Origin of the sequence: Pseudomonas syringae, from assembly GCF_001698815.1 — a bacterium.
Lineage (GTDB): Bacteria > Pseudomonadota > Gammaproteobacteria > Pseudomonadales > Pseudomonadaceae > Aquipseudomonas > Aquipseudomonas syringae_A.
Genome location: NZ_LGSI01000037.1, coordinates 32,513 through 53,568, shown reverse-complemented (window position 1 = coordinate 53,568; position 21,056 = coordinate 32,513). Strand labels below are relative to the sequence as shown.

The 21,056-nt window shown below is 58.3% G+C and carries 17 protein-coding genes and 1 pseudogene; 4 read left to right on the top strand and 14 right to left on the bottom strand.

Annotated elements, in window-relative coordinates:
* Positions 1-112: 112 nt before the first annotated feature.
* The 3 genes from AFK24_RS10060 to AFK24_RS10050 are packed head-to-tail and all read right to left on the bottom strand — an operon-like array spanning position 113 to position 3,661.
* On the bottom strand, positions 113-1,342 hold the full coding sequence (locus AFK24_RS10060; protein ID WP_065833092.1) for a nucleoside permease: 1,230 nt from the start codon (positions 1,340-1,342) through the stop codon (positions 113-115).
* Positions 1,343-1,397: 55 nt separating this feature from the next.
* Entirely contained in the window at positions 1,398-2,480 is a 1,083-nt protein-coding gene (locus AFK24_RS10055; RefSeq protein ID WP_065833091.1) for a sugar phosphate isomerase/epimerase family protein, read from the bottom strand.
* 14 nt (positions 2,481-2,494) lie between these two features.
* Positions 2,495-3,661 (bottom strand): Gfo/Idh/MocA family protein, encoded by a 1,167-nt coding sequence (locus AFK24_RS10050; RefSeq protein WP_065833090.1) that lies wholly within the window; start codon positions 3,659-3,661, stop codon positions 2,495-2,497.
* A 198-nt stretch (positions 3,662-3,859) separates the two neighbouring features.
* Here AFK24_RS10050 and AFK24_RS10045 point away from each other — a divergent pair, with 198 nt between their 5' ends.
* Positions 3,860-4,870: a LacI family DNA-binding transcriptional regulator gene (locus tag AFK24_RS10045; RefSeq protein WP_065833089.1), complete on the top strand. Its 1,011-nt coding sequence runs from the start codon at positions 3,860-3,862 to the stop codon at positions 4,868-4,870.
* Positions 4,871-4,915: 45 nt separating this feature from the next.
* On the opposite strand, the gene AFK24_RS10040 is transcribed toward AFK24_RS10045, so the two are convergent.
* Positions 4,916-5,416 carry a heme-degrading domain-containing protein gene (locus AFK24_RS10040; RefSeq protein ID WP_065833088.1) on the bottom strand — a complete coding sequence of 167 codons (501 nt, stop codon included), beginning with the start codon at positions 5,414-5,416 and terminating at the stop codon, positions 4,916-4,918.
* A 197-nt stretch (positions 5,417-5,613) separates the two neighbouring features.
* On the opposite strand from AFK24_RS10040, the pseudogene AFK24_RS10035 reads away from it, so the two are divergent.
* Both AFK24_RS10035 and AFK24_RS10030 read left to right on the top strand, forming a co-directional pair.
* Positions 5,614-6,078, top strand: a pseudogene (locus tag AFK24_RS10035) (aldo/keto reductase); the annotation flags it as partial.
* A gap of 114 nt (positions 6,079-6,192) precedes the next feature.
* On the top strand, positions 6,193-6,345 hold the full coding sequence (locus AFK24_RS10030; RefSeq protein ID WP_065833087.1) for a DUF2986 domain-containing protein: 153 nt from the start codon (positions 6,193-6,195) through the stop codon (positions 6,343-6,345).
* A gap of 74 nt (positions 6,346-6,419) precedes the next feature.
* On the opposite strand, the gene AFK24_RS10025 is transcribed toward AFK24_RS10030, so the two are convergent.
* Genes AFK24_RS10025 through AFK24_RS10015 form a run of 3 tightly spaced genes read right to left on the bottom strand, consistent with a single transcriptional unit; the run spans position 6,420 to position 10,398 of the window.
* Complete coding sequence (locus tag AFK24_RS10025) at positions 6,420-8,456, bottom strand: LTA synthase family protein (RefSeq protein ID WP_065833086.1); 2,037 nt, start codon at positions 8,454-8,456, stop codon at positions 6,420-6,422.
* Between the two features lie 32 nt (positions 8,457-8,488).
* Positions 8,489-9,103, bottom strand: a complete 615-nt coding sequence (locus AFK24_RS10020) for a hypothetical protein (RefSeq protein WP_065833202.1) — start codon at positions 9,101-9,103, stop codon at positions 8,489-8,491.
* Positions 9,100-10,398: a sialidase family protein gene (locus AFK24_RS10015; protein ID WP_065833085.1), complete on the bottom strand. Its 1,299-nt coding sequence runs from the start codon at positions 10,396-10,398 to the stop codon at positions 9,100-9,102. Before AFK24_RS10015 ends, AFK24_RS10020 begins: the two co-directional genes overlap by 4 nt.
* A gap of 680 nt (positions 10,399-11,078) precedes the next feature.
* On the opposite strand from AFK24_RS10015, the gene AFK24_RS30680 reads away from it, so the two are divergent.
* Complete coding sequence (locus AFK24_RS30680) at positions 11,079-11,279, top strand: hypothetical protein (protein WP_139110483.1); 201 nt, start codon at positions 11,079-11,081, stop codon at positions 11,277-11,279.
* On the opposite strand, the gene AFK24_RS10010 is transcribed toward AFK24_RS30680, so the two are convergent.
* The 7 genes from AFK24_RS10010 to AFK24_RS09980 form a co-directional block, all read right to left on the bottom strand.
* Positions 11,276-13,186: a sensor histidine kinase gene (locus tag AFK24_RS10010; RefSeq protein WP_065833084.1), complete on the bottom strand. Its 1,911-nt coding sequence runs from the start codon at positions 13,184-13,186 to the stop codon at positions 11,276-11,278. The two genes, AFK24_RS30680 and AFK24_RS10010, sit on opposite strands and share 4 nt — an antisense overlap.
* Positions 13,179-13,865: a response regulator gene (locus AFK24_RS10005; protein WP_065833083.1), complete on the bottom strand. Its 687-nt coding sequence runs from the start codon at positions 13,863-13,865 to the stop codon at positions 13,179-13,181. Before AFK24_RS10005 ends, AFK24_RS10010 begins: the two co-directional genes overlap by 8 nt.
* Before the next feature lie 330 nt (positions 13,866-14,195).
* Positions 14,196-17,921, bottom strand: a complete 3,726-nt coding sequence (locus AFK24_RS10000) for a type VI secretion protein IcmF/TssM N-terminal domain-containing protein (RefSeq protein WP_240500372.1) — start codon at positions 17,919-17,921, stop codon at positions 14,196-14,198.
* Positions 17,921-18,589: a DotU family type IV/VI secretion system protein gene (locus tag AFK24_RS09995; RefSeq protein WP_065833082.1), complete on the bottom strand. Its 669-nt coding sequence runs from the start codon at positions 18,587-18,589 to the stop codon at positions 17,921-17,923. The genes AFK24_RS10000 and AFK24_RS09995 overlap by 1 nt, the downstream gene beginning before the upstream one ends.
* Positions 18,586-19,968 (bottom strand): type VI secretion system baseplate subunit TssK, encoded by a 1,383-nt coding sequence (gene tssK / locus AFK24_RS09990; protein ID WP_065833081.1) that lies wholly within the window; start codon positions 19,966-19,968, stop codon positions 18,586-18,588. The genes AFK24_RS09995 and tssK overlap by 4 nt, the downstream gene beginning before the upstream one ends.
* A gap of 58 nt (positions 19,969-20,026) precedes the next feature.
* Entirely contained in the window at positions 20,027-20,644 is a 618-nt protein-coding gene (locus AFK24_RS09985) for a type VI secretion lipoprotein TssJ (RefSeq protein ID WP_065833080.1), read from the bottom strand.
* Positions 20,641-21,048: a DUF4150 domain-containing protein gene (locus tag AFK24_RS09980; protein ID WP_065833079.1), complete on the bottom strand. Its 408-nt coding sequence runs from the start codon at positions 21,046-21,048 to the stop codon at positions 20,641-20,643. Before AFK24_RS09980 ends, AFK24_RS09985 begins: the two co-directional genes overlap by 4 nt.
* Positions 21,049-21,056: the final 8 nt, after the last annotated feature.

The window sequence follows — 21,056 nt, the reverse complement described above, 5'->3', positions numbered from 1 at the left end:
ATCGGGTGTCTTGCAGGGATGTGCTCACCCGGTAGCGGCACCGGGATCAGCAACGATCCCGCCCCGCACCGAAGACTCGCGCGGCAACGGTGCCTCGGTCAAGGCAAGGTGGTCAGTGAGTCGATTGCGCAACCGGCTGCCGGCCCTGGAACGCCAGCGAAAAACAGAAAAAGATAGCCAAGGCAAACCCTGCCGGAAATAACCAGATGTTCTTCCAGTCATGGCCTGGCGCCAAGGCGTAATGATCGGTCACCTTCCCTGCCACCCAGAAGCCAATCAACATGCCCAACCCGTAGGTAGCCAGAGTGATCAGGCCCTGAGCCGAACTTCTGAAGCGCTCCGAGGCTTTGGCGTCCGTGTAGATCTGGCCCGAAACGAAGAAGAAGTCGTAGCAAATGCCGTGCAGCGCGATGCCGGTGAACAGCATGAACACCAGATCAGCATTGTTGCCGTAAGCGAACAACAGGTAGCGCAAGGCCCACGCCAGCATCCCTACCAAAAGCGCGATCTTGATGCCGAAACGCTGAATGAACAGTGGCAAAAGCAGCATGAACAGCACTTCGGAGACTTGACCGATGGCCATTTTCGCGGTGGGATTGGCCACGCCGATTTCCGCCAGAAACGGATTGGCGTTCTGATAATAAAACGCCAGCGGAATGCAGATCAGGATGGAGGCGATAAAGAACACCAGATAGCTGCGGTCTTTCAGCAAGCCCAAGGCGTCCAGCCCGAGCATTTGCTTGAGCCCACCGCTGCCCGATTCAGGCGGCAGTGGTGCGGTATTCGGCAATGTGAAGCTGTAGATACCCAGCGCGAGAGACGCAATCGCCGACATCAAAAAGGTATTGCGCAGCCCGCCGGAGGAAATCGCAGCCTGGGAGTCCCAGGCAAACACAAAACTGATCACCACGCCGGCCACAATCCAACCGATGGTGCCCCACACGCGTATGCGGGAAAACTCAAGGGCCGGGTCGCGCATCTGCCGGAACGCCACTGAATTCACCAACGCCAGGGTCGGCATGTAGATGATCATGTAAGCCAGGACAAACGGATAAAACGCGCTGAAGTCCGGCGCTCGATAGAGCTGGTACAACAACACGGCACCGATCAGATGCAGCACAGCGAGGATGCGCTCGGCATTGAAGAAACGGTCGGCGATCAGACCAATCACGAAAGGCGCGATGATCGCGCCCCAGGACTGTGTGGAGAACGCCATGCCGATCTGCCCGCCGCTGGCGCCCAGGTTACTGGCAAGGAATGTACCGAGGGTGACGAACCATCCACCCCAGATAAAGAACTGCAGGAACATCATTGCGCTCAATCGCGCGTTCATCGTGGTCATAACAGTCACCTTCTTATTGTTTTTTTTGGGGAGAGAGAGCCAGATAAGGCGCTATTCAGGCGTCGGGCAACCCCAGCAATCGTCGATTGAAAGCTTCGTCGGATGACACGCGGGCGAAATCGTCAAAGGCTTTTCGGGTCTTGCTGATCATGTGTTTCTCGATGAACGCCGCCCCTTCCGCTGCGCCCTGCGCGGAGTCCTTCAGGCAACACTCCCACTCCAGCACGGCCCAGCCAGTGAAGTCGTATCGGGTCAGTTTGCTGAAGATCGATTTGAAATCGATCTGGCCGTCGCCCAGAGAACGAAAGCGTCCCGGCCGCTCGACCCAGCCCTGATAACCGCCATAGACACCCGAACGAGCATCCGGCCGGAACTCGGCGTCCTTGACGTGGAACATGCGGATTCGCTCGTGGTAGCGATCGATGAAGCCGAGGTAGTCCATTTGCTGCAGGAGCAGGTGACTCGGGTCATAGAGGATGGCCGCGCGTGGATGATGATCGACCGCCTCCAGGAAACGCTCGAACGAGGCGCCGTCGTGCAGGTCTTCGCCAGGATGGATCTCGTAGCACAGGTCGACGCCAGCCTCCTCGAAGCAGTCAAGAATCGGCAGCCAGCGCTTGGCCAGCTCGGCAAAACCTTGCTCGACCAACCCGCTCGGCCGCTGCGGCCAAGGGTAGATATAGGGCCAGAGCAATGCGCCGGAAAATGTCGCGTGGGCTGTTAAACCCAGGCGTTGACTGGCACGCGCGGCGAGCTTCAACTGCTCGATGGCCCATTCGGTTCGTGCCTGGGGCTGACCGCGCAAATGGACCGGTGCGAAGTCATCGAACAACTGATCGAACGCCGGATGCACGGCCACCAGTTGACCTTGCAAGTGGGTCGACAACTCACTGATTTCCACGCCCGCGTGGGCGCAGACCGATTTCAGTTCGTCGCAGTAATCCTGGCTTTCGGCGGCGCGTTTCAGGTCGATGAACTGCTTGCCGAGGGTCGGCAGCTGGATGGCTTTGTATCCTTGCGCTGCCGCCCATTGGGCAATGTTGGCCAAGGTATCGAAAGGCGCTTCTGCGGACATGAACTGCGCGAGGAAAATCCCCGGACCGCGCATGCCGCTATAGGCTTGAGGAGTGTCGTTCATGCAAGTCTCCGGAGTCATGGGGTGCACGTCAGTTCGGTCCATTTCGCGTCGCCGCGATGGTTGGCGATGACGGCCTCGATAAAGGCCATACCACGCAGACCGACCGTGATTCCGGGGACGCCGGGGGCATCGTTACCCACGACGTCGCCGCGAATGGCGCTGGCAAGATCGCCGTACAGATTGGCCATGGCTTCGAGATAGCCTTCCGGGTGCCCGGCGGGCAAGCGCATGCGCTGGCTTGCTGCTGCGCACAACCAAGGCTGGCCCACACCGGAACGCAACACGCGCATTGGCTGATCGAGGGCGCGATGGATCAGGCTGGCGGGCTCTTCCTGACGCCATTCCAGTCCGCCCTTGTCACCATAAACACGGATTTTCAGCGGATTCTCTTCGCCTGCGCAGACCTGGCTGGCAATCAGCACGCCGCTGGCACCCTCGGCCATCTTGAACAACATCGAGGCGTCATCGTCCAGTTGTCGCCCGGCGATGTGCACGCCCAACAGGGCGCAGAGTTGCTGAATAGGTTGATCGGCGACGAACTCCGCCAGAGAAAAGGCGTGAGTGCCAATGTCACCAATGCACCCGCCCGCCCCGGACAGCTCGGGCTGATCACGCCAACCGGCCTGCTTGTTGCCTTGCCCCGCCACATCCTGGCTGAGCCAACCTTGGGGATATTCGACAATCACCTTGCGCACCGCGCCAATCACGCCGCTGCGCACCATCTCCCGCGCCTGCCAGACCATCGGGTAACCCAGATAGGTGTGGGCCAGGCCGTAGAGACGGTTGCTGCGCTCGACCACCTCTTTGAGGGCGAGCAATTCGGCCAGATTCAGCGCTGCGGGTTTCTCGCTGAACACATGGAAACCCGCACTCAGCGCCCGGCTGGCCACCGGCGCGTGCAAATGATTGGGGGTGACGATCACCACCAGTTCCATGCGCTGCTCGGCGGGCAACGCACGCTCGGCGTCGAGCATGTGCTGCCAGTCGCTGTAGCAGCGCGAAGCCGGCAAGCCGAGCGCCGTGCCAGTGTTCTGATTGTTTTGCGCATCGCGGCTGAACGCGCCGCAGACCAGCTCAAAACGCCCGTCGAGCCCGGCAGCCTGACGGTGGGCGCCGCCGATAAAGGCTCCCTCGCCTCCCCCGACGAATCCGATTCTTATTTTTGGCACTGCAACGTTCATCGAAATTCTTCTCTGTGTGTCTCTGTGTGAGGCGGTTTCCGGCTTGAAGACGATCCAGATGTAACCGGTTACATATGGATGGAAATCTAGTCCCGGTTGTACGAGGTGTCAAACCCCGGATTAAAATCCACAGACATTTCAGGGCACGCCCGACCTGCGGTAAGCTCGCCGACCGCGCTGTTCGATAACGAGGTGGTCTTGTCCAATATCCGTGAAGTAGCCCGGCTTGCCGGCGTTTCGGTGGCTACGGTGTCCAGAACACTGAAGTCGCCTGAGCGCGTGCTCCCCGATACCCGGGACAAGGTCAACGCTGCCGTGGAAAAGGCCGGTTACCGACCGAATCTGATGGCGGTGCAATTTCGCTCGCGCCGAACCGGCAACCTGGTGATTCTGGTACCGGCCATCGCCAATGTGTTTTTCGCCCGCGTGATCAGTGGCGCACAACAGGCTGCGCAAGCCGCCGGGTATCGGCTGCTGCTGTGCGACACTCAAGGCCGCGAGGAAATCGAACGAGAATTCGCCGAGCTGGTTTACGCCCATCAAGCCGATGGCGTGATCCAGTTGCGCGCCTATGACCCTTTTTCAGCCCCCTTCCCCACCGCCGAGTTGCCGCCCATCGTCAACGCCTGCGAGGTAATTCAAGGTGGCCGCCATCCGACGATCAGCCTCGATAACCGCGCCGCAGCCAGGGCAATGACCGAACATCTGATTGACCTGGGCCATCGTCGTATTGGCCTGATCAAGGGCCCGAAAAGCAGTCCGTTGACCCGTGATCGAGTGGCGGGCTATCAGGATGCATTGCAGCAGGCTGGAATCACCTCCGATCCCACTCTGATCTGTCACGGCGATTTCACTTTGCAGGCCGGTCTCGACGGCGCGGCAGCGATGCTCAAACTGCCCGAGCGCCCCACCGCGCTCTTTTGCGAGAACGACGAGATGGCCATCGGCGCGCTGAAACAAATCAAAAAACAGGGCTTGCGGGTTCCCGAGGATGTTTCATTGGTGGGGTTCGACGATATTCCCTTCGCTGCGTACTGCGACCCGCCGCTGACGACCATCGCCCAACCCGCCGAAGCCTTCGGCCAGAAAGCCGTTGAGATGCTGATCGCCTTGATTGAGAAGAAATCGCTTGCCCAGCGTCATGTGGTCCTGCCGTTTGAGTTGGCGTTGCGTAATAGCACGGCAGCACCGGCCGATCCGCAATCCTGACTGAGCCCACGACTTGCACGCCCGACCTGCAAAAGACCCGTGGCGCTAGACTTGCAACGCCACATCGGCCAGCTCGACACCGCACATTGCCGCCAGGACTTGCACCACCAGGATGTGATCCTCTCGCTGCGGCAGTCCGGAAACCGTGACGACACCAACGCAGTCACCACCCGTCAATTTCAACGGGAAGCTGCCGCCATGGCTGGCATAGTCACGCGGCGGCAACCCCATCGACACCTCCAGCGCGACACCCTCTTCCTCGGCTGACAAACCGACGCCGTAGGAACTGCGGCCCATCATTTCCACGACGTTTCTCTTGCGTCGTGCCCAGTCGGTATTTTCCGCAGCGGTACCTGGCATTGCGTAGAAAAAGACGGTTTCCCGACCGAGCCTGATTTCAATGGTGGTGAACACACCTGCTTCCTCGCAGGCGATTTTCAAACGTTGTCCCAGGTCCCACGCCGTGCTCTTGTCAAACGCTCGAAAGCGCAGCACCTGCTCCTGATACGCGATACGTTGAAGGTCTTCCTGGCGTTTCGGGTTCATCTGCTGAGCGCCTGTTCAAAATGGCTGACGTCGAAGGGATCTCATCGTATCAACAATCATGAGTGGCGAGCCGGTGTTGATTCAGGACTCTTCTCCAGAGGCATACTACAAGCGCCGTAACCCTACGATTAGCGCCTGAACCGTGCATGCACACTGAGCACAATTCATAAGCAAACTCAGTCTGTTGTGGAGCCGCGAGCGAGTATTCGTTGTTCTGGCGCGGGCCGGAGCTCGAATTGCTGCCCATGCTTGAAGAACTGGGCATTGGCTTCGTCCCGTTCAGTCCGCTTGGGGCCGGCTTTCTGACCGGCAAGATCAACGAGGACACCAGGTTCGACCCGACGGATTTTCGCAACCATGTCCCGCGTTTCTCCGCCGAGGCGCGCAGGGCCAACATGGCGCTGGTGGCAATTCTCAAGTCCGTCGCCAATCGCAAGGGTGCAACGCCAGCCCAGGTTGCCCTGGCGTGGCTGCTCGCCCGCAAACCCTGGATCGTCCCGATCCCCGGCACCACCAAACTGCACCGTCTGGAGGAAAACCTGGGCGCCATCGACCTGCAACTGACGGCACAGGACCTTGGTGTGATTGGCGAAGAGGTGTCGAAGATCAAGGTGCTGGGCGAACGCCTCCCCGAGGCAGCGCTGAAGATGACCGACCTCTGAGACTCTGAGATAGGAGGTGCTCCCGGCTGCGATTGTCGGGAGCGCGCCACCAAGGGTTTGGTTCGCTATTGATAAGCTGGCATCATTCAGGAACTTACAAGCCGGGTAGAAAATATGAATCGCCGTAAAAAGATCCAGCAGCTATTGAAGGCTCATGCCAAAAAGGCCAGTGCAAAACTGGCACCGGCAGGCAAGTCTAAATACGTCAGTAAAGCTGACCGTTTGAAACTGGCTGCTGAATCCAGCCACGACGAAATCATTTCCTGACCCTGCCGAGGGTGAGCACTGAGATGAGCCTGCAAGCGCTTGCCTGCAACCTCAGGCCCACCAACCTCTACAGCTCACTTGCGCACATTCTGGTACAGCATCAGCCGAGAAGCTTCGTGCATGCCGCGCGTCAGCTCGGACAGGCGCTTGAACTCTGTCGGGTTTTGCGCGGAGACGTCATCCAGCGGCGTCGGTGACGCCAGGTCGTGCAACGTTGGCGAGCTGCCATCATGCTGCATTTGCACCATGTAGTGTTGCGTGACACCGGCGATCAGCGGGAAGGTCCCTTCACGCAGGACCAGCGGCACCACGCGTTCACCTTCAGGCGCGGGCTGCTGAATGTCCCGGCCCAGGCCGCTGTTGCGGAACTCAAGGCCAGCCATGCCCGCAACCGTAGGCAGCAAATCCACCAGACCGACCGCTTCCTTGACATCGCGTACCCCAAGCAAAGCGGGCGCATGAATGATCATCGGCACCGCGTTGCTTTCCAGGCCCAGCTGCTCGTAAGCCGGCGCCAGGAACGGGATCTGCGCGATGCGCGTGTTGTGGTCGCCAAACAAAACAAAGATGGTGTTCTCGTAATAACCGCCTTTTTTGGCGATCTCCATCAAGCGCCCGATGTTGAAATCCAGCAGGCGCACGGCGTTGTACTGCTCGACACTGCGAGATCCTGCCGCCTGCACTTCAGCCAGGGTCGGATGCTTGACCTCAAACCCGTCGTTGGTTTTGGGAATCGTGAACGGACGGTGGTTGCCAGCCGTCTGCACATACGCAAAGAACGGCTTGTCCTTGGGCAGCGCTTGCAGAATCTGGTCGGTTTCCTTGAACAGGTCCAGATCTGAAATACCCCAGACATCCACCACCGGGGATTTCCAGTCGCGCTCCTCAAACAGACGCACGCCATCGATACTTTGCCGGATCAGGGCATTCATGTTCGCCCAGCCGGAATTGCCGCCAATGGTGTAGATCTTCTCGTAGCCAGTGAAGGCATTGATCAGTGTGTGCTGTCGGGTAATGAGCGGGTTACGCGTGGCCGTCTCCTGACGGGTGACGTCCGGCACACCGGAAATGCTCGCCCAGACGGTTTTTGCGGTGCCCGTCACCGGCACGTAAAAGTGCTCGAAGAACCAGCTTTGGCTGGCAAGTCGGTCAATGTTCGGCGTCGGGTTGATCGGGTTGCCGTACGCGCCGACCGCGCTCGTGCCCAAGGACTCAAGCATCACGAACATCACATTCGGTGGCCGGGCGCCCGCTACTTTGTAAGGTTGCGGCGCCTGATGCCGCACGAAGTCGAGCGTCTGCGCATCCGGCTTGTCGACGCCCAGATAGTTTGCCATCACTGCGTAGTGTTCGCGCACCTGTGCTTCGTCGTATCGAGACTGGCCGACCTTGATCGTGTCGTAGAGGAATATCACCGGATTCAGCCCCAGCGCAGCAATCTGGTTGTTGCCAGAGAAAAACGCATCGCTCCAACGCAGCGGCACCGGATTTTCAAGGTTCATGTTTTCGACGCGGCCCAGAATACCCACCAGCACCAGGACCACCATCACCACACCACCCCAGGTCGCGGACAATGGATGAATGATCCTGCGGGGACGGTCTAGAGTGATGCGTTCGAACCTCACCAGGGCCAGTGTCGTCAGCGCGACTGTCAGCAGCCAACCCAGGGAAATCCAGATAACCGGGTACGTTTGCCAGACCATGTCGCGGGAAATCTGCGCATCTTCGAGAAAACGCAGGACGGTGGCGTTGATTCGCACGCCCAGGTACGCGTAATGACCCAGGTCGATGATGTATACCAGCAGGATGACGCCCAGGACTACACACAAATAGCCTCGCGCCAGCCAGCGAAGCACACGGCTGCCGATCAGGTTCCAGCGAGGTATGTACGCCAGCACCGCCAACGGCAGCATGACCAGAATGGCCAGGCGCAGGTCGAAACGTAAGCCGATGCCCAGGGTTTCCATGACTGCACTTTGGTCACTCAAGGCTCGGGCGTCGAAACCGGAAAAGCCAAAGAAGAACACCATCCTCAGCACAGCGAACAGTGCAAATATTAGAGCTGTTGCGCCTAGCCAATAATGCAAGCGTCTCGCGTGCAACCAACCCATTCCTGCTCCCCTGTTAAAAAATGTCGTGAGTCTCAAATTGACTCGCCAGCAAGCGCCGAACCGCGCCGGCGTCTGAAGTTGCTGTACGCCCAGCGCGTGCCACGCAGCAGCAATGCCGAGCAGCAAAACAGACCGAGCAGCGGGTCAACCAGGTAGTCCCAGTAATTTTGCGAAGGCTTTATCCCGACGCTGAAAGCTAGCGTTGCACTGGCGAGCATCACCACGGCCAAGCCGTTGCGCAGGTAAAACAGGCCCAGCGTGAGCAATGCAAAAACCATGAGCATGGGGCGTGGGCTGTAGCCAAAACGATAAGGGTCCAGATAACTCAAACCCAGAGTTGCCGGGTACAGCACCAGCGCCATCGCGGCGAAGAGGATCAATACACCGGTAACAGAACGACGCGCGGGCGGCAGCAAATCCAACCTGCGCAAACAGCCCCACAGCATCAACACCATTGACGTGGTGGCAAGGTCATCGATGTAGCTGCGCAGATAAGTTGCCAATGACAAACCGTCCAGCACTATAAAACTGCATGCCAGCAGAGCGAACAGCAGGACAACGCGCAGGAGCTTGTTCAGGCCAAACGAAGGCAGCAACAGAAAGATGAGCATGGCGAAACTGACGTGCGCCTGCCACAGGTTGATCAATTGATACGCTCGGACAGCCATGCATCGTTGAAGGTGACGTGCTTGATGAAGGTGTTGTTCCAGGAATAAACCACGTGATACATCCCGTCGGGGCTGCGGATGAAATACGGATATTCATATTCAAATTCACACCCGCGCGTGGTGCACACCCGCGTGTCGAGATTGCTCAGGAACTTTGCCTCCAGCGGCAGACGCAGCGCGCCACTGGAGCCTCGAAACTGATCGCCGATGATTTCCTTGTAGGCATCGGGTGAAAACGGATTGCCCTCGGGATCGGGGGATTTGTCCAGGTCGCGTAGCGATCGCCAGTCAGCCATTTTTGCGTCGGTGCCATAAAGGCTCAGCTTGAAACGCCCGTCTCGCAGGTCGTTGAGCGCGACCAGCAGGCCGTGCTCGGGCGTGACAATGGCCGCCAGTGAAGAATTTGGATTGGACGGGGCAAGCGGATAAGGCTCACTCCAGGTTTGCCCGGCGTCTTCGGTGCGCGTTGCCAGCACACGGTGGTGGATGTTGCCGGCGTAACGAAGCAGCGCGATGCCCCGCTGTCCATCCAGCGGAACCACGGTGGGTTGCAGCGAGTTATTGCCGTGACTGATACGGAATTTGTCGATCACGTCGCCGTCGGCGCTGAGGTAAAGGTATTCAGCAAACTTGCCCAGAAACTCGTGGTAAACCGGCAAGCCAATGGAACCGTCCGCATGAAACACCGGGGCCGAGCGCACCAGCGTGCTGATGTTCAAGAAAGGCGAAGTGATCAGCTGACGCGGTTCGGACCACTGTCGACCGAAGTCGTCCGACACCATTACGTTGACGGCGCTGCCGGCCCAGCCGCCCATGGACACCGACACGTAGAACAGCCAAAGGCGGTTGTCCGGCGCCAGTGCGACCACCGGATTGCCCAGCTTGCGAATGTACTTTTGCGTACCGCGCTGGGTTGAATCCCGCGTCGCCAGCACCTGCTCGGCACCCCACTCGCCGGAGCCGGCGTCAAAGCGCGCAGAACGCACCTCTACGTCAGCCGCACCTTCGCGCGAGCCCGCAAACCAGACCGTCATCAGGCTGCCGTCCGGCAAGGCGGTGACCGCCGAGGAATGCACGAAATCCACCAGCCCGGACGAGGCGAAGCGGCTGGTGTAGATGGGCTTGGCAACCTGGCCTGCCACCGCCATCACCGGATTCATCAAGGCAAAGGAAGAGTGGATAGTGCCGGGGTGGGTGAACCACGCCGCCGCAAAGAGGCAGGTCAGCGCAAGGTAAACACCAAAGGCTGGAATACTGGGGAAGTTGATGGGCATAAGTGGATTTTGTGCATCTCGGAGCCCGAACAAGCGCCGTAACCTAACACTGGACGTTACAAACGTAGCGTTTAACTCGTCGTTTATATGTAAGCAATTGTTTGCGCCACGGGCCAGACGTGTCGCGACAGTCTTGAACGGGAGGTTTTTCGACAGCCGGTGAGTCAGGCTGACGACGATCAGCCGGGCCTTCTTGATCCGTATAGCGGCGTAAATGTGAGATTTTTTCGGACATGAAAAGCCCAACCTTTACCGATTGGGCTAAATCATTAAATTATATGGTCGGGACGGAGTAATTCGAATACTCGCCCCCTAGCATCCCACCTCCTTTTTCATACTTCTTGAAAGCTTCCAAAGTTTTACGCTGGATTTTTACAAGCGAGTATTTACTTGAGCTTCAGCGATGTTCTGCTCTACGAGAGTCCGGTGCTGTCCTCAGACTATAAGCACACGCCGAACGAGTCGATGACGTCTTTCCCAACTTACACCGCTGCTGAATCAGCGCCGTCGTCATAGGCTAGGTTCATGATTGATAATCAACGCAATCAAAGCTAATTTCCAGAAGTACGACTAATTGGCCGACAACAAATACACTATACAAAAAGCTGGCCACAAGTCGTGCTTTTAATTTTCCGAAATAATCCCATCCCATCCAAGAATCCAGCTCCGCGGAACAACAGTTGGCGTGCGACGCCTCGCGACACCCGCAGGAAGAAGTCCAGTCACTACCCCGCGCGCCTTCATCCTGCGTGATGGCCTGGCAACTCGGCGGCGATGCCGCGCTGATCGCCAACATCATCGCTATTCAGACGTTACTGGCGGCGTTCACCTTGCCGATATCTGTGGCGTTGGCGGTTGGAATGAAAGGGTGGTCGCTCTAACGATTCAAGCCTTTAATAGGCATCACCAGCGTCAATCGTGTTCCGCTATCACTGGATTCCAGTTGAATCTGCGCACCAATCGAATTGGCGCGACTCAACTGGTTGCTCAGCCCTTTGCCTTTGTGGCCCGACATCGGTTGTGCCGGGAACCCTTGCCCGTTGTCGGTCACAATCACTCTGACATGCTCGTCGTCGAACGATGTGGCGACGTAAATCACCGTGGCCTGGGTGTGCTTGATTATGTTGGAAAAGGCTTCCTGCAGGATACGCAGAATGTGCAAGGCGTTGCGCGGGTCGAGCCAGTCCAGCGCAGGAACGTTTTCGATGTCCCAGCGCAGGGCTATCCCGGCGCTCTCCAGACGAGGCGTCAAGCGGAATCGCAAGGTGGCCAGCAGCAGAAGCAGATCCGCTTCCACAGGCTCCATGGAGTCGATGGTCAACTTGAGGTCATCAATGCATGTTTTGAGGACATCGGCGAGCATAGCTGAGTCCAGCTCGCCCTTCTCTGCTGACAGTAAGGCGACCAACAGCGACGAGCCCATGCCGTCGTGCATATCCTGCATGAGGCGTTGGCGCTCACAACTGAGTATCTGCCGATGTTCAATCTCACGCAGGCGCTGATGGCTAAGTTCGAGTTCGTCTTCACGCTCTTGCAGGCGAAACGTAAGGCTTTCATTAAGTTGCAGGACGCTTTCGTTGGCCTGAATGTAGCGGCGAAACATGATGTGCATACAGATCAGGAAAGCACCGATATTGCTGTAAGGTCCCAGGTAGATGTTTTCAATGCTCAAGTAATTGTTTTGCAGAGCCCAGTCATGGCAACCGAAAAGCATCCCGATCACTGCCCAACCGCTAAGAATCAGGCCATCCCGGGAGCGCACACGCCAGGACTGATACAGGCCGCCACCGGCCACCATTGAACCGACCACTATCACCACCAGGTACGTCAGCGGTGCCAAGGCATAAGCATTGAGTAAACCCGACAGGGCCGGCAGGGTGAAAACCCCGACGCCAAAAGTCGTCAGGTAAACGGTCAGGTTTAGCCAGCGCTGAGGTCGCCGATGAAGATAATTGAGGAATAAATGCGTGACTACAACCATCCAGAACAAGGAGTTGATCGTTAGCCAGGTGAACCACTCCTCGGAAATAGGCAGTTTGTTTTCCCCAACATAGTAATGAAGTGTGCGGATAAACGAGGCGACCGAAATGAAGAAAAACAGCAGATACGAGGTTTCGCGACGCAGCCAGCACCAGACAAAAAAAGAAAACGTCCCGATGGCTAGAAACGCCGTGCTGCCCGCATAAGGCAAGCCCACCTGCATCATGTAGCGGACTCGATAACGCCAGTTCATACTGTCGCCACCCTCGACCCAGACGGAAGAAATACCGCCGCCGGAAAAGCGTGGTCGTTCGATCCGCAGCAGGATGACCTTGGGCACGTGGGCATTGCTGGTGGCTTCCAGGGGTATCAGTAGAGGAATATTCCAGCCATTCCAGTACACGTTGTCGCTGGACATATAAAGCAACCGGCCATCGGCGTAGACCGCCAACTTCCCATCTGTCTTCCAGCGCGGTAGATAGAGCGTGCGCAAATCACTGGTGGAGACCTGCGCTGGTACATGCAGGCGATACCAACTCACTATCGTAGGAGTTGTATGCGAGTCGTGACTGTCTTCAGACAGATCTAACTCACGGGGTAATGCGTGAGGTAACTCAACGGGTTGCCACTGACCCGAAAACAGTCGTTCGTCCACTTCATAAGGGGGCGCAGAGAATCCCTGACTTGGGGTGCTCAACAACTCGCCTGCCGTCAAATGCAGTGCCGTTTGCGCATGGGCAGTGGTCAGGCCAGCAATACCCGGTAGCCAGAACGTCAGCAATAGCGCGGCGATCCAACGCCTATTCATCTAGCAAGCCCTGACTACGGGCCTCATAGATGGCCTGAGTCTTGGAGCTGACTTCCAGCTTCTTGTACACCCGGCGTACGAATGTCAGCACAGTGTGCCGGGAAACCGACATCAGCCCTGCGATCTCTTCTGCCGTAAAACCCTTAGTAATGTATTGCAGCACTTGCTGTTCTCTTGCCGACAGGAGCGCACGGGGTTTGTCCGCAGCGACCGGTACCGACGGCGGCAGCTTTTCTTGCCCGCGAAAGCGCATGAGTATCTGGCGGGCAATTAACGGGCTAATGGGGCTGCCGCCCTGATGCAGGCTCCTGATTTCGGCAGCGACGCTGGCAGGCGTACTGTCCTTGAGCAAATAACCGGTCGCACCGGCCTCCAGAGACTGCATGACATGCAACTCATCACCGAACGCGGTGCTGACCATGATGTTGCAATCCGGCCATCGCGCATGTGCAGCGCGAATCACGTCGATGCCTGACCCGTCAGGCAAGCCCAGATCCACCAGCAGAACATCCGCAGAGGGTTGCTCCAGGGCCAGCAGACCTTCGGCGCAGTTTCCGGCCACGGTTACCAGCTCGATATCTGTTGCCGCTGCAAGGGTGTCGCGCAACGCCTGTTGAAAGATGACGTCGTCTTCTACCAAAACCACACGAATAGGCATGCTTTCGTTACGGGTATGCATGTTGATCCAGGAGAGTGGGTTTGGGGCAGCGATAATAACGCAGCCAACGCATTGGCACGTGAACATACACAGGGTTTTAAGCTCCGCCGTGTCGCTATAAGTGGGGACATACTTACCTTGCCATCTGCGTACGATTTGACCCGTCAGACGCAAACAGGACTCATAGTGCTGCGCCTGACAGCAAGCGCTTTACGTAGCCTTGGGAAAGAGGGTCTTTGCGTATTCGTTTATGGACAAGCGAGCCGACCACCAGGGTTATGGTGGTCGGAATAGCATCCCACCAGCGAGCATCAGGCTTGGATGTGGCTGTAGCCTTTTCGCTCAGCCGATTTAGCGTCGTTGCAGCTTAGGTCCAGGGGCTGCTTGCTCCGGAGCAAACAGCCCTGCATCCAACGGCTTCGGAGTCCAGCACCAGGCGATCTGAGTTGGAGGTTGGATGTTGGCGACGCCTTGCTGAGCCGTTGAGCCAAGAGCTGAAAGGCTTACATTCATGGCCGCTGCCTGAGCCTCCATTGCCATAAGTTTCTCATTGATTGCTTTGAGTCGCTCATCGATGACACCCAACTGCATTTGCAACTGGTCTGCCTGTGCGTACTTATTCAACAACACCTGCTCGCCTTCCTGGCGATAAGTCAATTGGATGCCGATCAGGTTTTCACTACCCATAAGATTGCGTTGGCTTGGAAAATCATCAGGGGTGAAAGTATGTTGGCCACCATTGAATAAACGCAGAAAGTCCACGAACGCCCGATCACCCGTCCAGTGCCGAGTGAGCTTGAAGTTCGCAAAGCTGATCTCCAGTGAAACATCCGAACAAGCCCCTGGCGCCCAGACAAAACTAGCGCTGGTAGGGAAGTTGAAGTTATCAAGCACTGTAGAACGGCCGCTGCACTGCAGCGTCAAACGCGTTTGCTGAGGCAAGGAGCGGGCGCTGATATTTACCTGGGATGGCGAGGCAGATAACTCCACCACCGCAGCGGTGGCCTGCAGCGTTGCAATGCTTTGCTTGAGTTCCGCCCGCTGCGCTGCGAGGGTTTTCTGCTCAGCCTCCAACGCCTGCTTGCTTTGTTGGTCAGTCGCCTGCTGGGTCTGACTTTGCCGTTGAGCGCTGACCAGATCGTTCTGCGCGTGCTGCATACGGCTGACATAAGCGTAGAAGGCGCCAGTCAGCGGAATCTGCACACCCAATGACTCCCGTCCGCTGTAACGCTGAACGTCACGCTGCACAAAGGTTTTTACCGGGCCATTCATGAACGCCGGCAGTTGACCGCGTTCGCCATACAGCAGTTCGTTGAGCATGACCGGATCGCGGACCCCCTCAATGGGGCTGAGCAACTGGCCGCTCCAGTCACTTTGCAGGCGACAGGCAGCCACTTCTGCAACGTAATGCAAGGAGAAGTCCAGTTGTCCGGTCACCAACGACCAGACCACATCTTCGCGCGGGTCCGGCCCCGTCAACGCCTGGATCAACGCTTTACGAATACTGTCGGCTTCCCACAGCGGCGCCGCTTTGACCGCAGGATCGGCACCAAAGCCCCAGGTATCAAGGGCAACCTGGAACGCTTGTGCGTCGTTTTTCTGTAAATCAGCCACTACACCCGCCATCAATTGCTGGAACCTGGCCAGCGCGCGGGCCTGAGTCAATTCATCGCGCAGACCATTGACGCCACTCTCGATGGAACCACCATTGACCATGCCTTTGAGCACATCACCGCCCAGCGCATTGGTCACCTTGAAATTACCCAACGCACCCGACTCGGTGTGCAAGTCATCATTGGCGGCCAGTTTGAGCAAGCGATCCATTGCCACCGTGCGACTTGCCCAGGGTGCCCGGTGTTCCAATGGAATCAGTGCAAACCGCTCGGCGCTGCGATGCAGCAAGCGGATAAACGGGTCTTTGGCGGTGCCGACCACACTCAGGGTCTGTTGCCAGTCGCTGCGGGTTTTCAAGCGGGTTTGCGCGCTCAGCAGGCTGCCTTTAATGAACGCGTACCAGGCATCCTGAGTATCGCTGCGGTACTGCTGAAGAAACTTGACCCTGCGGTCTTTCCATAACGCCTGATCACGGCTGGCACGACCCAACTCATCGATGAAGCCAAGAATTGCGCTATGGCCCTCAGATGTATAGGCACCGGAAATACTGAGATTTGGGGTATCCGTATCGGTCCAATATTCACTGAGCAGAATTGGCGGCAGATTGCCTTGCTGCTCGGCCCAGGCCGTTAACCAATCCAATGGCCGATTCTCCAGCCTCATGCTGTCCAGCTGCGCAAGCAAACCTGCGCGTTGCCCTTGCATCCAGGGGATGTCGGTGTCCCACTCCAGACAGTATCGATAGCTGTCACCAAGGGTTGCCATCTGACCTGCACTGATCTTTTCTTTGGAGCCATAGGTCTGGTTGAGAATACCCAGTTCGTTGCCTGGTACCGGCAAGCCCTCCATCGACTGATTATTCAGACGCGCGTCCAGTAGATTGATGCGCCGCACCAGAAATTCTGCGTAGGCCGCAATCAGGCGCGGATCACCCGTATTAAGTGCGTGGTTGAGGTTTTGCGAGATAAACCCGTCAAACACCGGTGTTCGTATTTCACGGCTGAAAAGCCCAACGTAGTCGGCACGATACCGCTGTATCAGCTCATCAATGTTGCTCGAGAACGGAAGCAGGCTTTGCCAGCCCTGCTGCTGTTCCCTGGACAGATTGAGCAACGCCAGGCGAAAGCGGCGCAAGGCATCCAGATCGGTTTCCAGGCCGCCGGCAAAGTCATTCTCGGCAGGTGGATCGTTGAGCGCCTGGGCGAGCACGGCCTCGGTATGACGATCGGCATAAATCATCAATGCACCAAAGCCAACACACAATGCCAGCCATGCAATGACGGCAGCATGGACGAGCAGGCGACGCCAGCGCCGCCAACTGTCGATGGGACGATATGCATAGCGTTGCGACGGCAGCAACTGATCGAACAAATCATGGCTGAACCAGCCTTCATGCTGCGCGGCACTGCCCTGCCCCTGAGCAGTCAGAAACAGCCCGCAAAGCAAAGGTGGTTCGCTATAAGGGTTGGCTGCAAAGGCTGGTAGCAGCAGTTTTTCCAGCCGTGGGCGCAAAGCACCAATGCGCTCCGGCAGGCTGAACGCATCGGCGTCGGGCAGGCCGCGCACGCCCAATTCGATGCGCAGGTCGAACAGGCGTCGACCAATACCGCCGAACATCTCGTCAAGAAAACTCGCTGCCGCGCTATCGCGTTGCTTGCTCAGCAAGCCGAACGGCTGCTCTCGCTGGGCCGGGGTCAACGCAGCGCCCCATTGAGTTAAACCAGGCACAGCTTCAGCGCCCGTGATGATGAAGTACACGGGCAGCCGTGCCCCGAAAACCTTGACCAGATCATCAAGGCGGCGCCGCAGGTCCTGCCCCTGCTCGGCCAGGCTTTCGTCGGAGCCGCTCAATAGCCGCGTGCTATCAATCACCAGCAGCAGGCCATTGAGGGGTTCGCGACGCCGCGAACGCAGCAACCAGTACAACAAACGCCGCCACTCGGGGCCCGCGTCACTGCTGCCCTGGGCCAGACGCCCGGCAGGATCAAGCACCACGCCGCGCTCCAGAAACCACCAATCAAGTGTTCCGGTGGGCGCTGGTTGCCCGTCACGATTATGAGGGTTTAACGCTGACGTCAGTCCGCTGTGCTGCAACAGGCTGCTTTTACCGCTACCACTTTCGCCCAGCATCAGGAACCAGGGCAGCGCGTACAGCGGCGCCCCCATTCGACCAAGGCGCGAGCCGCGCAACAACTGCACGCCGGCTTTCCAGTCCTGGTCCAGATTGGGGGCTTCCTCGCGGCGGCTTTGCGGCAGCTCGCTTTTCATCCGGGCGCGCAAACGCCAGGCATGCCAGCGGCGACCAATCCAGCGCGCAATCACGACGAACACGATAACGCCGACGAAGATGACGGGCACATACCACAACGGCCAGTCTTCGTAGAGCGCCAATGCCCACAGCCCCACGGCCAGAATCACCAGTGCCAGAACCCCAAGCAGGAAAATCCCGATTTTCTTCAACATCAGTGGGCCTCCAGAATGGCACTGACGTGTCGAGCGAGGGATATGTCCAGGCTGATGTACATCACCGACAAAATAACCAGAGGGACGCCCACCAACAGCGCCAGAGAAATTCCGGGCAGGCCACGCCGAACAATGCGTTTGCGCTTGGACAAATGTTCCTGAGGCTGCTCGAACAGGTAACTGGTGGCATCCAGCGGCACCATTTTGTTATCGAGAATGATCCGCTCCAGGCATAACCGGCGGTAGTGGTCCAGCTCACCACCGGGGCGCGTCGCGTAGCGCCCTTCAAAGCCACTCAACAAGGCCAGGCCGAAGACTTCCCGGGCACCGGCTGCCGCTTCCGGCAGCGCTTCCAGCCGCTGAAAGAACTCGACGCCGGCACGGCTGGTAGAAAAGTAATGGCGCTGTAAAGGCGCCCGCCGCCAGCCCGCAGAACCAAGCCACTCTTGAGACATGGCCGTTTCATCGATCCAGGCCACGATCGCAAACAGCGCCTCGCGCACTTCGGCCTCGGCAAAATGCAGTTCCCGGGCTCGATTCGCGGCACTGTCGAGCTGGGCGATCAACTGCGGCGATAAAGACTCCCAACTTTGCGCAGGGTTGGCGATGCCGGTTTTTGCGGCCTCGAAGATCGGCATCCAGCAGTCCGCCAGGCGAAGAGTCATCATGTACGCACCACTACCAGATCAATAATCAAATCAGCCGGTGGCTGAGGCAGGAAAAACGCCGCCTGGCGCTCACTCTGCAGCGTTTCCCAGCCATCGCTGAGTGTTTCCAGGCGGAAATACAAAGCGCCCGCCACACGGGGCAGACCTTGGGGCGGCACTTGCAGATAGATCAGCTCGACACCCGGCAACGCGCGATTGACTAGCCCTTCCATGGCACTGACAGCGCCCAGCTTGCCGTCCAGCGGCAGGCTCTCGGCCAGCCACACCGGATCGACCGCACTGCGCGCCACCAGGAAGTACCGATGACGGGGCCCAAAAAAGGCATCCGGCAATTCGGCCTGGTGCAATCCTTCACTCAGAGGCAGGCGCACCAGTAACTCCGAGCCGATGCTGATTTCATTGAGTTGCTGACCGATCAACGCCACCAGTGCGATGCTCGCAACACCCGCGTCCTCGTGTTTATAAGGCGGCACCAACTGCCGTCCATCCGGGGTTTCACCGAGCATGTCGCAGACATCGGAAAACAGGCTCAGCTCGCCCACCAATTGACGCAGTGTGCCGAACAGCTCCCACGGCGAAACCTGCGGCGTTTCCAGCAAGTGGGTCAATCGCGGGCCGTAACGATTGAGTACTGCCAAGGCCATCAGATGATTGATCTGGGCACCGTCGACGTCGCCGCGTCGCGATTCGCCCGGCTGCTTGTACACCGAGAGTTGCCGCGCGCGGCCAACCAATTCGTCGCGAACCTCGCGCAACGTTTGCATGAGCATCGGTGACGCGCCGAGATTCACCGAAGGCGGCACATAACGCTGAATCGGCCGCACGCGGTCGCCGTCCAGATCCAGACGCGCAATCGGCATCAACTCATAGGCGCTCAAATGCTCCAGCTCGTCTTCCCAGAACAGCCGCAGTACGTAGGACATGGCGCGAACCCGGGCTTCCGGGGAGTTGCCGAGCCGGTCGCCGATCACCTCGGGATCGGCTGCAACGATGAAGCGCGCTTCGGCCCGCGCGCCCTCGGCCAGCGTCTCGAAGACCTGGGCGTTGGCATCGCCCGGCAGCAAGCGACGCAGACCGACATACAACGTGCGCCCGCCACTGAACTCGCCTGGGTCCAGCGTGCGGGACTCCAGCACCGCATTGCCCGGATATTCGGCGAGCGTGCCCTCGGGGAAGCGAACCGACAATTGATCCAGCAGGCACTGCTTGGCAACCAGGGCAGGCTCGTTGATCTTCGATGAAATCAGGCCCCACGGGTAGGGATGATTGAGTTCGGTGGTGCGCGTCAGCCGGTACTCGATACGGGCGTCATTCTGTTGAAAATGCTGAGGCTGGAGGAACAAGCCCTGATGCCAATACAACAACTGATCAATATTCATAGGGCTCGCGTTCGCACAAAAGATTAAAAAGGATGACTGCACGACTCAAATCAAAAGGTCAGTCCGTGGCACCCGGCAGGCGCACTTCGCCTTCGCGTGGCTGTACGGGCTTGGGCATCGCGAGACGGCTTTCCTTACCGCGCAAAAGCGCGTCCGGGCCGACGAGCAGGTCAATCGCAATAGGTCGTGGCGCTGCGGTCCAGGTTTTGCTGAACCAGCCGGTGGAGGTAACGTCGACACCGATCTGATACAGCTTGGCGCTGCGTGTCGGGTCCAGGTGGGCGTAGCCTGCGGCAATGCCGACCATTTTCGCGCCCTCCAGGCGCGGCAGACTCAGCTGCCGGGTTTGCCCCGGCTCAATGAACAGGCGCGTCAAGCCAATCATCCCGGTCGGTGCGCTATTCATCAGGAGTAGGCTGCTTAACTGCTGGGAACTGCCGGTGTAGGCAGAAAACGCACTGATCTGGTCAAACTGGGTAATCACCACCATCAGGTTATGCGCCTGGCCGTCGTACTGGTTCAGGTCTTTGTCGGCGGTAAACGTCAGTTCGATGGCATTCTCGGCGTAGTCCCACTTGAGGTCGTTGAGGGCTTTCTGCTCGGGGGTGAGGTCCTGAGTGCTGCATGCGCTCAGCAGCGCGAAAGCCAGTGCGATGTATATCTTGCGAAGGCTCATTGCATCACCTCGACTGTCTCTTGGCTGCCCAGGTTAAAGACGCCAATGGTGTTGCTGGGCGTGCCGTTCTGAAGCGTCTGGCTGCTGACCATGACAGCAGGTTTACCGCCAACCATGACCTTTGTGCTGCCACTGCTGAAGGCCATTTCGCCCACGTTCACGCCGCTGATGAGGCCACCCTGATCGCCAGCCTCGTCGCCGCTGCTCTGCGTCACTTTGCTCATCTGATTCATCGCTGGCATGGCGGCCACCAGCACCTCATTCACCAGCCCGCCCGGGTCGGCCATGCTGGAATCCGCGATATTGGGATACGGCAGCGGGACGGGGCCCGCAGCTGTGGTGGTCTTACAAGTATCCGGTTGCGAGGCAGTCGCTTGGGCGCCGCCGTTATTGAGCATGAACATCGTGCACT